The 14,537-nt window shown below is 46.3% G+C and carries 12 protein-coding genes; 6 read left to right on the plus strand and 6 right to left on the minus strand.

Features of this window, described 5'->3' with window-relative positions; genetic code table 11:
* Positions 1–184: 184 nt before the first annotated feature.
* From J4N44_RS05250 to J4N44_RS05275, 6 genes are all read right to left on the minus strand, one after another.
* Complete coding sequence (locus tag J4N44_RS05250; RefSeq protein ID WP_005450342.1) at positions 185–1,153, minus strand: alpha-L-glutamate ligase-like protein; 969 nt, start codon at positions 1,151–1,153, stop codon at positions 185–187.
* Positions 1,154–1,156: 3 nt separating this feature from the next.
* The gene (locus J4N44_RS05255) at positions 1,157–2,662 is read right to left on the minus strand and encodes an inactive transglutaminase family protein (protein ID WP_005450341.1); all 1,506 of its coding nucleotides are present in this window, start codon (positions 2,660–2,662) and stop codon (positions 1,157–1,159) included.
* Positions 2,663–2,673: 11 nt separating this feature from the next.
* Positions 2,674–3,420 (minus strand): ATP-dependent zinc protease family protein, encoded by a 747-nt coding sequence (locus tag J4N44_RS05260; protein WP_005450340.1) that lies wholly within the window; start codon positions 3,418–3,420, stop codon positions 2,674–2,676.
* Positions 3,421–3,641: 221 nt separating this feature from the next.
* Positions 3,642–4,613: a tRNA 5-methoxyuridine(34)/uridine 5-oxyacetic acid(34) synthase CmoB gene (cmoB, locus tag J4N44_RS05265; protein WP_005450339.1), complete on the minus strand. Its 972-nt coding sequence runs from the start codon at positions 4,611–4,613 to the stop codon at positions 3,642–3,644.
* A 185-nt stretch (positions 4,614–4,798) separates the two neighbouring features.
* A complete protein-coding gene (cmoA, locus tag J4N44_RS05270) occupies positions 4,799–5,536 on the minus strand; it encodes a carboxy-S-adenosyl-L-methionine synthase CmoA (RefSeq protein WP_005426299.1) in 738 nt (245 codons plus the stop codon).
* A gap of 104 nt (positions 5,537–5,640) precedes the next feature.
* Positions 5,641–6,507 carry a DUF72 domain-containing protein gene (locus J4N44_RS05275; RefSeq protein WP_252044918.1) on the minus strand — a complete coding sequence of 289 codons (867 nt, stop codon included), beginning with the start codon at positions 6,505–6,507 and terminating at the stop codon, positions 5,641–5,643.
* Positions 6,508–6,779: 272 nt separating this feature from the next.
* Between J4N44_RS05275 and aspS the strand changes: the two genes are divergently transcribed.
* The 6 genes from aspS to cydA all read left to right on the plus strand — a co-directional run bounded on the left by aspS (position 6,780) and on the right by cydA (position 14,521).
* The gene (aspS, locus tag J4N44_RS05280) at positions 6,780–8,558 is read left to right on the plus strand and encodes an aspartate--tRNA ligase (RefSeq protein WP_252044919.1); all 1,779 of its coding nucleotides are present in this window, start codon (positions 6,780–6,782) and stop codon (positions 8,556–8,558) included.
* A gap of 100 nt (positions 8,559–8,658) precedes the next feature.
* Complete coding sequence (gene ruvC, locus J4N44_RS05285) at positions 8,659–9,180, plus strand: crossover junction endodeoxyribonuclease RuvC (RefSeq protein ID WP_005426231.1); 522 nt, start codon at positions 8,659–8,661, stop codon at positions 9,178–9,180.
* A gap of 122 nt (positions 9,181–9,302) precedes the next feature.
* On the plus strand, positions 9,303–10,754 hold the full coding sequence (locus tag J4N44_RS05290) for a methyl-accepting chemotaxis protein (RefSeq protein ID WP_252044920.1): 1,452 nt from the start codon (positions 9,303–9,305) through the stop codon (positions 10,752–10,754).
* A gap of 78 nt (positions 10,755–10,832) precedes the next feature.
* A complete protein-coding gene (ruvA, locus tag J4N44_RS05295) occupies positions 10,833–11,447 on the plus strand; it encodes a Holliday junction branch migration protein RuvA (RefSeq protein WP_009698278.1) in 615 nt (204 codons plus the stop codon).
* A 21-nt stretch (positions 11,448–11,468) separates the two neighbouring features.
* Positions 11,469–12,473, plus strand: coding sequence for a Holliday junction branch migration DNA helicase RuvB (gene ruvB, locus J4N44_RS05300; protein WP_009698277.1), 1,005 nt, complete (start codon positions 11,469–11,471; stop codon positions 12,471–12,473).
* 461 nt (positions 12,474–12,934) lie between these two features.
* Entirely contained in the window at positions 12,935–14,521 is a 1,587-nt protein-coding gene (cydA, locus tag J4N44_RS05305; protein WP_005450312.1) for a cytochrome ubiquinol oxidase subunit I, read from the plus strand.
* The last annotated feature ends 16 nt before the right edge of the window (positions 14,522–14,537 follow it).

Below are 14,537 nucleotides of genomic sequence, written 5' to 3' on the forward strand. Positions count from 1 at the left end.
GTTGAGTAAGGGGGAGAAAATATAAAATCAAAAATCGGCAGAAAAAAGAAACGATCGATGTGTATTTTGTTAGCTGGATCATCGATTGCAGTGATAAAAACGATGAATTACTTAGGAAGAGAGCGATAGTGCTCAAATATGAAAAGAAAGCTAGCAACCACGAGAATGGCTGCTAGCGATTAGATTAGAACTGAGATTTTACGCCAAATTGCTCTGCTGCGTACGCAACACGCTCTTTTGGTTTTGGATACTCAGCAGGAGTGCCAAGGTTCTCAATGTGTTTCAAGCGAGGTAGGAGACCTGCACCGTTTGCAATTTGGATTGCTAGGCCAGGGCGAGCGTTTAGCTCCAGAACCATTGGACCTTCTTCTTTGTCCAATACCATGTCGGTGCCCATGTAACCTAGACCTGTCATTTCCCAAGCACTGGACGCAAGCTCTAACAAACGCTCCCAATGAGGCACTTGCAGCGTCGACAGGTCTTTCCCCGTATCTGGGTGATGAGTCACTGGTTGGTCAAATTGCACCGCGCGAATGGCTTTGCCAGTAGCAATGTCGATACCGACACCTACCGCGCCTTGGTGAAGGTTAGCCTTACCATCCGATGCTGCTGTAGAGCAACGCATCATCGCCATAACAGGGTAGCCCTTAAATACGATAATACGTACGTCTGGCACACCTTCGTAACTGAAGCCGTCGAAGCAGTCATCAAACTTAATTAAGTTCTCAACCACAGCTACATCGTTCTTACCACCAAGGGAGAAAAGACCCGCGAGTGCGTTACTGATGTGACGCTCAACTTCTTCTTTATTGCAGGTAGCACCCGATGGCTTTGTATATACGCCATCTTTGTGCGAAGTGATAACCAAGATACCTTTACCACCACTGCCTTGAGCTGGCTTGATTACAAAACCGGGCCAGTTCTCAACCATCTTGTGAATCTTTTTCACTTCAGCTTGGCTGGCGATCACGCCAATAAGAGCAGGCACAGTCGCGCCTGCTGCTTCAGCGATAATTTTGGTTTTGAGCTTGTCATCCACCAAAGGGTATTTAGAACGATCATTGTAACGACCAATGTAACTGTGGTTACGCTTGTTCATCCCCATAATGCCTTTATGGCGGAGTTTTGCTGGCGAAGTAAAACGTTCAAACATCGTTTAGTCCTCCGCTAGTGGTTTAAAGCGACGTAGCTCAGTTAGACGGTAACCCGTGTATGTACCTAGTAGTAGAATACCTGCCAGTACAATGAGCTGTAGGCCGATAAAGTTAAACGTTAGGTGCTGGATGTAGGTGTTGGTCATTGCCAAGTAAACCAGTACCGCTGTCAGTAGTGAGCCACCACCTTGAAGGGCAACTTCTTTCGCGCCTTCTTCTTCCCATAGAATCGACATACGCTCGATCGTCCATGACAAGATGATCATTGGGAAGAAGGTAATGGTTAGACCCTCAGTCAGACCAATCTTGAATGCCACAACGGTAAACACAGAGATGATCATGATTACTGTGATGATAACCGCGGATATCCTTGCGACCAGAAGTAAGTTTAGCCTCGATAAGTAACTTCGGATGATCAGACCCGTACCGACAATCAGTAGGAAGCCGACGATACCTGTTACAAGTTGCGTTTGTACAAAGGCAACCGCAATAAGAACTGGCATGAAGGTACCGGATGTCTTAAGACCGATGATAACGCGCAGGAATACAACAATAAGAGCACCAATTGGAATCAGCATGATGGTCTTAAACATCGCCTGCTCTTCAAGAGGTAGGCTGTGGATAGACAGGTTCAATAGACCGTCAGCTTCCACTTTGTTGTTGGTTGCTTCTTGCGGTGTAAGCTCCTGCTTGATCATAGAGAAGTGAACTTGGCTGTTTTTGCCGCCCACTAGGTCAAGTAGCGAAACATTCGATTCATCCCAAACAAGCAGGTTAGGCTGCGCTGCAGCTTGCTCAGAGTTTGGTGAGAAGAGTACCCACTTATCGCCAGACCAAACTTGAACCATAGGTTGAATCGTTTGACGGCGACGTCCATCTTCCAGCTCGATAACGCCAACGGTCTTACTCTGTACGCCAGCGGTAAGCAGAATTTTGTGCAGAGCATCGGTACGATCAAAGTCATTTAGAATCAGTGCTGCGTTTTGGCTATCTGGATCGTTCAGAGTTTTGATCAGCTCACGAGCGAATGTCTCATTGTCTGCTGAACGGCTCATTGCACGCTCAATCAACGCATTTGCTGCCGCTTGTTGAGGTGCTGAAAGGGTTGGTTTGGCAATTTCACCGGTTGGTGGCTGTTCATCCACTTTTGCTTGTGGATCAACCAAGAATTGGGCTTTGTAGTAAATGGTTTGTGCGCCAGTTGCTTGGCGGATAGACCATTCAGCACGACGACCTGAATCAGAGTTTACGTAAGAAACACCATAACCAGGAGATGACGCCGACTCACCGATTAAGGTGTAGCCTTTTTGTGTATGAGGAGCAGCGAGAGAAGCTTTAACTTCACCGCCATTTGCATTGAACTCAATGCGGGCTTCAACATCCCAAACTTGACGCGTTTCACCTGGAGTCCATGGAACGCCGTAATTCTGATGTCTGAAAACACTCAAAGCGATGCCCGCAACCACCAAAAGGATGATTGACAGGTAAAACGGTATTCTTGACGTCATAATCTACCTTATTATTTTTTATCTTCTTCCGTTTGAATATATTTACGACTCACATCGACGAGTGCGATGTCGCGCATAAATTCTCTTCCTAGTAACACAGGATGGTTCATTTGAGAGCGATCTGCCAACGTAAATTGCGCTTTTTCATGAATTTTTCCAACGCGCACCCAAAGTTCAACTACAGCACGACGCTCTAGTTCTTCATTGGTTGCTTGACGGATTTTCACGTAGCGAATAATTGGTGCTTCAATCCAAATATCTTTCTCTTCATCTGACTTGGTATTATCAGCTAGGTGGAAACGCACCCAGTTTTTGCCATTTCTTTCGAATTCTTCGATATCAACAGCGTTCAGTGAAGATGTTGCCGCGCCGGTATCTACGCGAGCGTCGAACGTTTGTTTGATTGAATCGATCGTCACTCGCTCAATTGAGCCAAGGACAATGTCATGGGTAGGAGTTGCTTGAACGGGAGCAGGAGCTTGAACAATGATAGGTTCTTTAGGCTTTCTCACTTCGTCCATTGCTTCTTTACGGAAGGTATTGAGTTCGCCATTTAACTTATCCACTTGGTCTTCCAAACTTTCGATGTAATCCGACTGGTTACTAAGTTGAAGCTCTAAGTTGGTAACGCGAGTATTGAAATTCGTTTCTGAAGCCTGAATAGCAGCTAACGTTTCTTGGTGGTACTGTTCGCCTTTGGTCAAAGTACATCCAGATAGTAAGGCGATGGCAACAACCGGAGTCAATCGTATAAACATTGAAAACCTTGGGATTGGAGTAAGTTGTTTGTTTTTTAAGAGTTTAGCGTTATCGCCAAAGGCTCACAAGCAAGAATCTGCTTCAGACTCTTACAGAATGAGGAATAGTGACGAAAAGCCAAAAAATTAAGGACGCAAGACGCATCCTTAATTAGATTTGAAGAGAGGTTAATGTCTTAATGGAGGGAGTGAGTTAAGACAATGTCAGAAATCTCAGTTAATTATGGCTTGGTTGCGACAAGCACCGCACGGCGAGGTGCAGGGTAGCCTTCAACGGTTTTGCTTGGGTCGTTTGGATCTAGGTAATCCGGCAGTGAATTGTGCGTCATCCAGTCGGTCGTACGCTGCTCATCTACAGACGTTACGTTCTCATCTACAATACGCACATCTTTAAAGCCAACCAGTTCTAGCCATACTTTCAGTGCTTTCGCTGACGGGAAGAAGTACACGTTACGCATTTGCGCGTAGCGAGACGTCGGAACCAATACCGCGTTCTCATCGCCTTCGATAACGAGTGTCTCTAGAACAAGCTCGCCACCTGATACTAACTGGTCTTTTAGCTGCACCAAGTGATCCAGTGGAGAGCGACGGTGGTAAAGCACGCCCATGCTGAATACGGTATCGAACGCTTCCAACTTAGGCAGTTGTTCAATCCCTAAAGGAAGAAGGTGAGCGCGTTGGTCATCGCCCATTAACTTACGAATCGCTTCGAACTGAATTAGGAACAGATGAGATGGGTCGATACCAACCGTTAGGCGTGCTCCTTCACCCAGCATGCGCCACATGTGGTAGCCGTTACCACAACCTACATCGAGCACGCTGCGGTTTTTTAGTGGTGAGATGTGCGGAAGAACGCGATCCCATTTCCAGTCACTGCGCCATTCAGTATCGATATGAATACCGTGCACTGTGTATGGACCTTTACGCCATGGGTGGAATGTACGCAGTAGGCTTTCTAGCTTTTTCAGCTCACCTTCATGGAAAGGCGTATCGTTGCTGATGGTTACTGAGTTTTTGATGTCCACTTGGTTTGGTGCACCTTGTGGGATCTTGTTCAGCGCTTTCAGCCAGCGACCAAAATCACCGTGCTCAGCATTTTGCCAATCTGTTAACTGTTGAGGTAATACGTTTAGCCACGGCTGAAGACGAGTGTCTTGAGCGATTAACTGATAAAAATTAGCAAAATTAAACATAGTTTTTCACTGAGTTTATGGAGTCAGCAGACCCTGGGTAAAAGTTAAATGTGTCATTCCCTACAGTGAGGGACGAACATGATAGGGAATCTCGGTTTTTATCGTTTTTGATAAGAGATCCCCAACTCGCTCGTTCCTCGCTCTTGAGGATGACGTCCTAATGAGAGCGAACTGTGTCGCGAAGCTTATTTAATCGCAAACATCGAGCCGAAGTTAAAGCACTGGAACCAAACGTCGTAGCTTGAGAAACCAATTTCTGCGAAACGCTCTTTATGATCTTTCTTCGAATCAGGGCGCATCACGTTTTCAATTGCGCTGCGCTTTTGGCTGATCTCAAGTTCGCTGTAGCCATTTGCACGTTTAAAGTCGTGGTGAAGGTCAATCAACAACTCGTTAGACACTTCATCTTCAAATACGAACTTTTCAGACAGAATCAAAATGCCGCCCGGACGCAGACCCGCGTAGATTTTCTCTAGTAGAGCATAGCGGTCTTCTGGAGAAAGGAATTGCAGCGTGAAGTTCAATACCACCACAGATGCGTTTTCGATTTCGATATTACGAATATCCGCTTCTACTACATCAACTGGCGTATCACTGCGGTATGCGTTGACGTGAAGCTTACAGCGTTCAACCATCGCAGGAGAGTTGTCCACTGCAATGATTTGGCAACCTTCTTGTTTGATATGACGACGCATAGACAGCGTAGCAGCACCCAAAGAACAACCTAGGTCGTAGATGTTTGAGTGAGGCTTAACAAAACGCTCTGCCAACATACCAATTGCAGAAATGATGTTGCTGTAACCCGGCACCGATCGCTGAATCATGTCAGGGAAAACTTCCGCCACGCGTTCATCGAACGTGAAATCCCCAATTTTATCGATTGGAGCCGAAAAAATAGTATCTGGATTGCTCTTAGGGTTCATAACCAAATCTCTGCATACAAGCCGCCTGAAATGTCAGGCATCAAAAAAGGCGCGTATTTTATGGGAAATTCGCGCCTCTGTCATTTGCTTAATTATAAGCTTGTCTAAAACATTTGTATTTGCGAGTTGCCATCGTTGGCAGGAAATACAGACAAATTTGGCAGTGAGAGCTTAAGTTGTAGCTGCTTATATAGCTTTTCAGCCAGTTCTGGTGCTAAGACGTTATCTGGTGTGTGAATCATCAAGTACGGTTGAATGCCTTGTTCAATCCACATCGGCAGCTTGTTCAACCAAGGTTCGAAAAAGCGCAGGTTGTCGTCCATGTCTGGATGACCGATAAAACGAATCATCGGGTGTTTGGCGGTTGCGATTGCATGAACCGGAACGCGAGGCTTTTTCTGGTGGGCATCGATCACTGCTTCTGTTATCGGCTGCGCGGCGAATACAGGGCGGCTGTCCATAATAATGCGGTCGATGCCGCTCTCTAACAGCCACTGATTCAACGCACGTTCTTCTTCACCTTTGGAGAAAAACGCCATGTGACGAACTTCAACTCCCAGAGGGAAATTCGGCGGAAAGCTGGCACAGAATTTCTTCAATCTATCGAGGTGTTCTGGACCAAATGCAGCAGGGAGCTGAATCGTCCATTGTCCAACACGTTCATGAAGCGGTTCCATTACCTTCATAAAGTCACGTAACTGCTCATCGCAACCTCTGAGCATCTGTTCGTGAGTAATGGCTTTTGGCAACTTAAAGGTGAATTTGAAATCGTTGTGAGTCGCGGCTTTCCAGTTTTGCACCGTGTTGAGCGTCGGTGTGGCGTAAAAGGTGGTGTTGCCTTCTACGGTGTGGAACACCTGCGCGTACTTTTCGAGTCGCTCTGCTGGTTTGGTGCCACTGCCATAAAAGCTTTGTTGCCACTGGTTGTGCGACCACATGGTCAATCCAAGTCGAAGGGGTAAATTATCCATATCTCTGCTTTACGTTTTTTCCTGAGCCCACTTTACGAGAGTTTTGCTGAAATGGGTAATTTCACGCTATAATCCCCACCAATTTTTTCGCTTTGGTGCGCTTTTGAACATTTGTTGTACTAAAAACCACCAATGAATGATAAAACACACTTAATTGTATGTTGAGTAGTCGATTTTCATAGGCTTTCAGCGTATAAATGGATCTTTACTCTGCTCGGCAATGAGGCTGACAGAGCGTAGTTAACAATATTTGAGAGATTGGGAATTTCATTATGCGTACCCATTACTGTGGTCACCTGAACAAGTCCCTTGCAGGACAAACTGTAGAACTTTGCGGCTGGGTTAACCGTCGTCGTGATTTAGGCGGTCTTATTTTTATCGATATGCGAGATCGCGAAGGTATCGTTCAGGTAGTTGTTGATCCAGATATGGCAGATGCGTATGAAGTGGCTAACACACTTCGTAATGAATTCTGTATCAAGCTAACTGGTGAGGTTCGCGTTCGTCCAGAAAGCCAAGTAAACAAAGACATGGCAACAGGTGAAGTTGAGCTCCTTGCTACAGGTCTTGAAATCATCAACCGTTCTGATGTTCTGCCTCTAGACTTCAACCAAAAGAACTCTGAAGAGCAACGTCTGAAATACCGTTACCTAGATCTACGTCGTCCAGAAATGAGCGACCGCATCAAGCTACGTGCTAAAGCGTCTAGCTTTGTTCGTCGTTTCCTAGATGACAACGGCTTCCTAGATATCGAAACACCAGTACTAACAAAAGCGACACCAGAAGGCGCTCGTGACTACCTAGTACCTAGCCGTGTTCACAAAGGCAGCTTCTACGCGCTTCCTCAGTCTCCACAGCTATTCAAACAGCTTCTAATGATGTCTGGTTTTGACCGTTACTACCAAATCGTTAAGTGTTTCCGTGATGAAGACTTGCGTGCTGACCGTCAACCAGAATTCACTCAGATCGATATCGAGACGTCATTCATGACGGCTGATCAAGTTCGTGCAACGACTGAGAAAATGGTTCGTGAAATGTGGCAAGAGCTACTGAACGTTGACCTTGGTGAATTCCCAGTAATGCCATTCAGCGAAGCGATTCGTCGTTTCGGTTCTGACAAGCCAGACCTACGTAACCCACTAGAGCTAGTAGATGTTGCTGACCTAGTAAAAGACGTTGAGTTCAAAGTATTCTCTGGCCCAGCAAACGAGGAGAAAGGTCGCGTTGCAGTTATCCGTGTTCCAGGTGGTGCTGAGCTTACTCGTAAGCAAATCGATGGCTACGCAGAATTCGTAGGTATCTACGGTGCGAAAGGTCTAGCATGGATGAAGGTTAACGACCGTGCAGCAGGCATGGAAGGTATCCAATCTCCTGTAGCTAAATTCCTAAACGAAGACGTGATCAACGGCATTCTAGATCGCACTCAAGCGGAATCTGGCGACATCATCCTATTTGGTGCAGACAAAGCTAACATCGTTGCTGAAGCACTGGGTGCACTTCGTCTTAAACTTGGTAAAGACCTAGGTCTAACTAAAGAAGGCACTTGGGCTCCGCTATGGGTTGTTGACTTCCCAATGTTCGAAGAAGACGACGAAGGCAACCTACACGCAATGCACCACCCATTCACATCACCTCTAGGTGTGACTGCGGAAGAGCTAAAAGCGAACCCAGCAGTAGCGAACTCAAACGCATACGACATGGTTCTAAACGGCTACGAAGTAGGCGGTGGTTCTGTACGTATCCACAACGCAGAAATGCAAGCAGCGGTATTCGATATCCTAGGTATCGATGCAGAAGAGCAACAACTGAAATTCGGCTTCCTACTGGACGCGCTAAAATTCGGTACGCCTCCACACGCAGGTCTTGCATTCGGTCTAGACCGTTTAGTGATGCTGCTATGTGGTACAGAGAACATCCGTGACGTTATCGCGTTCCCTAAAACAACTGCGGCGGCGTGTCTACTAACAGACGCTCCAAGCCTTGCAAACCCAGCGGCTCTAGAAGAGCTAGCGATTGCAGTGACAGTTGCGAAAGAAAAAGACGCAGAATAAGCGCACAACAATTAAAGAAAAAACTCCCGCACCTGCGGGAGTTTTTGTTTTAATGGCATATATTCTAATAAATTTAGTGAGTTATTGATTAGGACTCTTCATGTCAATTATTTTGGGTATTGACCCAGGCTCTCGTATTACCGGTTATGGCGTGATTCGCCAGCAAGGTCGTCATTTGCAATATCTAGGCAGCGGCTGTATTCGCACTTCTGAAAAAGAGTTGCCAGGTCGTCTCAAGCAAATCTACGCAGGCGTGACGGAAATCATCACCCAGTTTCAACCAGATGTATTTGCTATCGAACAAGTGTTTATGGCGAAGAACGCTGATTCTGCATTAAAGCTAGGACAGGCGCGTGGTAGTGCAATTGTGGCGGCTGTGAATGCGGATCTTCCGGTGCATGAGTACGCGGCTCGTCTCATTAAACAAGCGGTAACAGGCACTGGTGGCGCAGACAAAGTTCAGGTTCAACATATGGTTCAACACATGCTTAAATTGCCAGCCAAGCCTCAAGCCGATGCCGCCGATGCGTTGGGTGTTGCCATTTGTCACGCTAACACCAATAAGACACTAGTGGCGCTCGCAGGCAAAGCAACCAGTGCAAGAAAAGGTCGTTACCGTTAGGCGTATTCTCGTATTAAAAATGAGACATCTCAGACAGATTTATGGATTGGATTTGTTGAGAAAATGTTACAAAACTATAGTGGTCAGAGGTCTAACAAGGAATCAATCAAGGAAGATTGAACATGAATCCAGCCACGCTGTGGCGCAGTGCATTTATGCCGCGCCAAACTCAATGGACAAGAACACAACAACGTCAAGCAGACATCCTCTCTCTATTTACCTTCATCGCTTTCCTCGTCGGTATCTACAGCCTGATCAAATGGTCCAAACATGGACATGAAAGCCTAATTTTCACCTCAGTACTCTTAATCGCACTCGAACTAATATCCGCCTTTAGCCTGAGGTGGTTCAAACAACCAGCATTGTCGCTCAATCTTGGTTTTGTTGGCATGTCAGTGCATGCACTCAACATCATCTATCAAAGTGGTGGCGTGGTCGATTCTACCCAAACTTACTGGGTGCCTTTGTTAGTCGTCGCTTTCTTTTTATCTGGCACTCGTATTATGGCGATCTCTTGGAGCGCGTTAGTGATAGTGCTTTCTGCGGTAATGACGTATCAGCATGTGTCTGGTTTTGGTTTTCCCCAACTCCTGTTGTCTGAATCGGCGCAGCGTGTGGAGATATGGTCAGGTACCGTGTTACCGCTGGTGGTGATTTGTATTGCGCAAGCCTTTACCGCCAAGCAGCGAGACATCGCGATTGAAAGTGCAGAGAAAGCTAAAGCAGAAAGTGAGTTGGTGGCACAAAAGGCGACAGAAGGGGAGCTACGTTTAGCAGAGGTGCTAGAACAGGCGAATCAAAACTCAAGTGAGTTGAAACAAGTCTCCCAAGTGTTGGATGAACAATCATCGCAATTGGATGCTCAAGTGAACGCCCTTAATGTAAACAGTGAATCCCAAGCCAGTGCAGCCGAGCAAATGAGTCAGCAAGTGCATCACATGACGACTGGGATTGAAGAGTCCAGCAAGTTTGTCGAAGAGCTGCGTGAGAAGAGTGAGGGCGTTCATCAACAAGCTGAGAAAAGCTCGGAATTATTGGAGGACTCTACCCAAGCTATCAGCCTGATCATTACCAGCCATGAAGACATCATGAAAGTGGCGGACTTGATTACGTCAGTTGCGGAACAAACCAACTTGCTCGCTCTGAATGCCGCTATTGAAGCGGCGAGAGCGGGTGAGCAGGGCAGAGGTTTTGCGGTCGTTGCGGACCAAGTGCGAGAGCTTTCAGCTAAGAGCAGTCAGTCGGCGGTGGAAATTCGGAACTTGCTTGATCGCAGTGAGCAAGAAGTGAAGCATGGTCAAAGCGTCGTGACATCGAGTACAGAGCGAATGAACACCATTATTCAGCAAGTTACCACCATCTCTCACGATGTGCAGAGTCTGTCTGGCATCATGGCGACGCAAATGACGGCTTTAAAAGAGTTAGATGAAGCCAGCAGTGAAGTTGCTAACGGCGTAGTGAACACCAAAACCATTGCCGAAACTGTCGCGCAATACGGCAGCGAACTGAACGGGCAAGTGGTCGCGGTGCGCAATCTGACTCAACAGCTTGATCAAGTTGTCTCAAAAATCTAACCCCACCGCATAAAGGACTGGATGTCTATCCAGTTCTTTATTATCCTGTCGCAAATTCATTTCCAAAGAGTATTTATAGTGATTGGACGTCTTCGCGGCACTCTGCTTGAAAAGCAACCACCTGAAGTTTTAATTGAAGTTAATGGCATTGGTTATGAAGTTCAGATGCCAATGAGCTGTTTCTACGAACTGCCAAATGTCGGTGAAGAAGCCATTATTTATACTCACTTTGTTGTGCGTGAAGACGCGCAATTGCTTTACGGTTTCAACACAGTAAAAGAGCGTGCGCTTTTCCGTGAAGTGATCAAAGCGAACGGTGTTGGGCCTAAGCTAGGTCTAGGTATCCTTTCTGGTATGACAGCGAGCCAATTCGTTTCTTGCGTTGAGCGTGAAGACATTTCAACGCTGGTGAAGCTACCAGGTGTTGGCAAGAAGACTGCTGAACGCCTAGTTGTAGAAATGAAAGACCGTTTGAAAGGGTGGGGTGCTGGCGATCTGTTTACGCCATTTACGGATGCAGCACCTGCGGACTCTGGCTCTGCGGGTTCTAATAACGCTGAAGAAGAGGCAATCAGTGCGCTCCTTGCTCTGGGCTACAAGCCGACTCAAGCGTCGAAAGTGGTTTCTCAGATCGCTAAACCGGATATGACCAGTGAGCAACTGATCCGTGAAGCACTAAAATCAATGGTGTAACGGAAAGCCCAAGGGAACAATATGATTGAAGCCGATCGTTTAATCGCTCCAGAAAATCCTTCGTTTCGTGATGAAGATGTCATCGACCGTGCGATTCGTCCTAAGAAACTGGCAGATTACCAAGGTCAGGATCACGTTCGTGATCAGATGGAGATTTTCATCAAAGCTGCTCAATTGCGAAATGAAGCGCTTGACCACCTTTTGATTTTTGGTCCTCCGGGCTTGGGTAAAACCACGCTTGCGAATATCGTCGCCAATGAGATGGAAGTGAACATTCGAACCACTTCTGGCCCAGTGCTTGAGAAAGCAGGAGACTTGGCGGCGCTGCTGACTAATTTAGAAGAAAACGATGTGCTGTTCATTGATGAGATTCACCGCTTAAGCCCAATGGTTGAAGAGGTGTTGTATCCAGCAATGGAGGATTACCAGTTGGACATCATGATTGGTGAAGGTCCTGCAGCACGCTCTATCAAAATTGATTTGCCACCTTTCACTTTGATCGGTGCAACGACGCGTGCAGGTTCTCTGACTTCGCCACTTCGTGACCGTTTCGGTATTACGCAGCGCCTTGAGTACTATAAAGTAAAAGACCTGCAAGATATCGTTCAGCGCAGTGCCGATTGCTTGGGCTTGTCGATGGAATCAGAAGGTGCATTGGAAGTCGCTCGCCGTGCTCGTGGTACACCACGTATTGCTAACCGACTATTGCGCCGTGTTCGTGACTATGCCGAAGTGAAAGGTAATGGTCATATATGTGCTGATACAGCAGACAAAGCGCTGAACATGCTTGATGTGGATGCAGAAGGCTTTGATTACATGGACCGTAAGCTGTTGCTTGCGATCATGGAGAAATTTGGCGGTGGACCTGTCGGTTTAGACAACATGGCAGCCGCGATTGGCGAAGAGAAAGACACCATTGAAGACGTTCTTGAGCCATATCTAATCCAACAAGGCTACTTGCAACGCACTCCCCGTGGTAGAATTGCCACAGATCGCGCTTATCTGCATTTCGGAATTGAAAAGTAAGATTCCATCGCTGGGCGCTTAGCGCTCAGCGTTTCACCAATGTTGACCGACCTCTCATTTATTAAATCTCTTCTAATACTAAATAGGTAATAGAAACTTATAGATTGTTAACTCTATGTTCTTGCCTAACTGATTATTTTCTCTCCTGATTACTCTCTATTAACATACTCATCGAATATCGATTGATCTGGATCAATGTGATGGATTTTTGTGCAAAATCAGCGCATAAAGATTGATGTATATCAAAGCGGTTTCCCGCCATAAACCTTTTGAAACAAACTGTTTTTACAAGTAATATTAGATCTAGCTATATTAGCTGATGCTTAACAATTAACTAACCAATGAAGCACATTTTTGCAACAAAGCGTTGTGATAATTCAACATTTTTCAAGTGTGAATAACACTTGTGTATGGATTGCAATATGTAGAGAGTGTCATTCAGCCGACACATAGGAGTTACCATGATTGACGTAGTTGATCTGTCGCGGTTGCAGTTTGCACTGACAGCGATGTATCACTTCCTATTCGTACCATTGACTCTTGGTATGGCCTTCCTTTTGGCCATTATGGAATCGATGTACGTAATGACGAACAAGCAAATCTACAAGGACATGACCAAGTTCTGGGGTAAGCTGTTCGGTATTAACTTTGCACTTGGTGTGGCTACCGGCCTTACCATGGAGTTCCAGTTTGGTACGAACTGGTCTTACTACTCCCACTATGTAGGTGACATCTTCGGTGCACCACTGGCGATCGAAGCACTGGTTGCTTTCTTCCTGGAGTCAACTTTTGTTGGTCTATTCTTCTTCGGGTGGGATCGTCTATCTAAACGTCAACACTTAGCGGTAACCTGGTTGGTTGCTCTGGGTTCTAACTTCTCTGCACTTTGGATTCTTATTGCGAACGGCTGGATGCAAAACCCAGTTGGCGCTGAGTTCAACTTTGAAACCATGCGTATGGAAATGGTGAGCTTCGCAGACGTTGTTCTAAACCCTGTAGCGCAAGTTAAATTTGTACACACAGTAGCGTCTGGTTACACATGTGGTGCAATGTTTGTTCTAGGCATCAGTTCTTACTACTTATTGAAAGGTCGTGATGTGGCGTTCGCTCGTCGTTCGTTTGCTATCGCAGCTTCTTTCGGTATGGCAGCAATCCTGTCTACTATCGTGCTAGGTGATGAATCTGGTTACGAGCTTGGTGAAGTTCAAAAAGTGAAGCTTGCAGCAGTCGAAGCTGAGTGGCACACAGAACCAGCACCAGCGGCGTTCACACTGTTCGGTTTACCAAACCAAGAAACAATGAACACCGATTACGCAATTAAGATCCCTTACGTTATGGGTATCATCGCGACACGTTCATTTGACGAGCAAGTAACAGGTCTACACGACTTACGTGAAGAGCACGTTGACCGTATCCGTACTGGTATGTACGCATATGAATTGCTTGAAAAACTGCGTGCAGGCGACAAGTCTGAAGCAAACATGACTGCGTTTGACGAAGTGAAGGGTGACCTAGGTTATGGTCTACTTCTAAAACGTTACACAGAAAATGTTGTTGACGCGACAGAAGACCAAATCCAAGCTGCTGCAGATGACTCAATCCCAACAGTATGGCCGCTATTCTGGTCATTCCGTATCATGGTTGCGTGTGGCTTCATCATGCTATTCGTATTTGGTGCATCATTTATCCAAACATGTCGTCAGAAGATCGAACAGAAACCATGGATTCTTAAAGCTGCATTGTTCAGCATTCCACTTCCATGGATTGCGATCGAAGCAGGTTGGTTTGTTGCTGAGTACGGCCGTCAACCGTGGGCAGTAGGTGAAATCCTACCGGTACACGTTGCGGCTTCAGCACTAACAGCAGGTGAAATCTGGACTTCACTATTTGCAATCCTAGCGCTGTACACTGCATTCCTAATTGCAGAAGTATACCTAATGGTGAAATTCGCTCGTAAAGGTCCAAGCAGCCTGAAAACTGGTCGCTACCACTTCGAGCAAAACGCTGACTCTGTTGAAGACAAAGTTAGCCGCCAAGTAGAAGCGTAAGGTAAGGAGACAACAA

Origin of the sequence: Vibrio sp. SCSIO 43155, assembly GCF_023716605.1 — a bacterium.
Classification (GTDB): domain Bacteria; phylum Pseudomonadota; class Gammaproteobacteria; order Enterobacterales; family Vibrionaceae; genus Vibrio; species Vibrio harveyi.

Coding starts and splice junctions, on each gene's coding strand:
- cmoA (WP_005426299.1), bottom strand. CDS start 5,536: ATGAACCCTAAGAGCAATCCAGATACTATTTTTTCGGCTCCAATCGAT.
- J4N44_RS05260 (WP_005450340.1), bottom strand. CDS start 3,420: ATGTTTATACGATTGACTCCGGTTGTTGCCATCGCCTTACTATCTGGA.
- cydA (WP_005450312.1), top strand. CDS start 12,935: ATGATTGACGTAGTTGATCTGTCGCGGTTGCAGTTTGCACTGACAGCG.
- J4N44_RS05275 (WP_252044918.1), bottom strand. CDS start 6,507: ATGGATAATTTACCCCTTCGACTTGGATTGACCATGTGGTCGCACAAC.
- J4N44_RS05255 (WP_005450341.1), bottom strand. CDS start 2,662: ATGACGTCAAGAATACCGTTTTACCTGTCAATCATCCTTTTGGTGGTT.
- aspS (WP_252044919.1), top strand. CDS start 6,780: ATGCGTACCCATTACTGTGGTCACCTGAACAAGTCCCTTGCAGGACAA.
- J4N44_RS05290 (WP_252044920.1), top strand. CDS start 9,303: ATGAATCCAGCCACGCTGTGGCGCAGTGCATTTATGCCGCGCCAAACT.
- ruvC (WP_005426231.1), top strand. CDS start 8,659: ATGTCAATTATTTTGGGTATTGACCCAGGCTCTCGTATTACCGGTTAT.
- cmoB (WP_005450339.1), bottom strand. CDS start 4,613: ATGTTTAATTTTGCTAATTTTTATCAGTTAATCGCTCAAGACACTCGT.
- J4N44_RS05250 (WP_005450342.1), bottom strand. CDS start 1,153: ATGTTTGAACGTTTTACTTCGCCAGCAAAACTCCGCCATAAAGGCATT.
- ruvB (WP_009698277.1), top strand. CDS start 11,469: ATGATTGAAGCCGATCGTTTAATCGCTCCAGAAAATCCTTCGTTTCGT.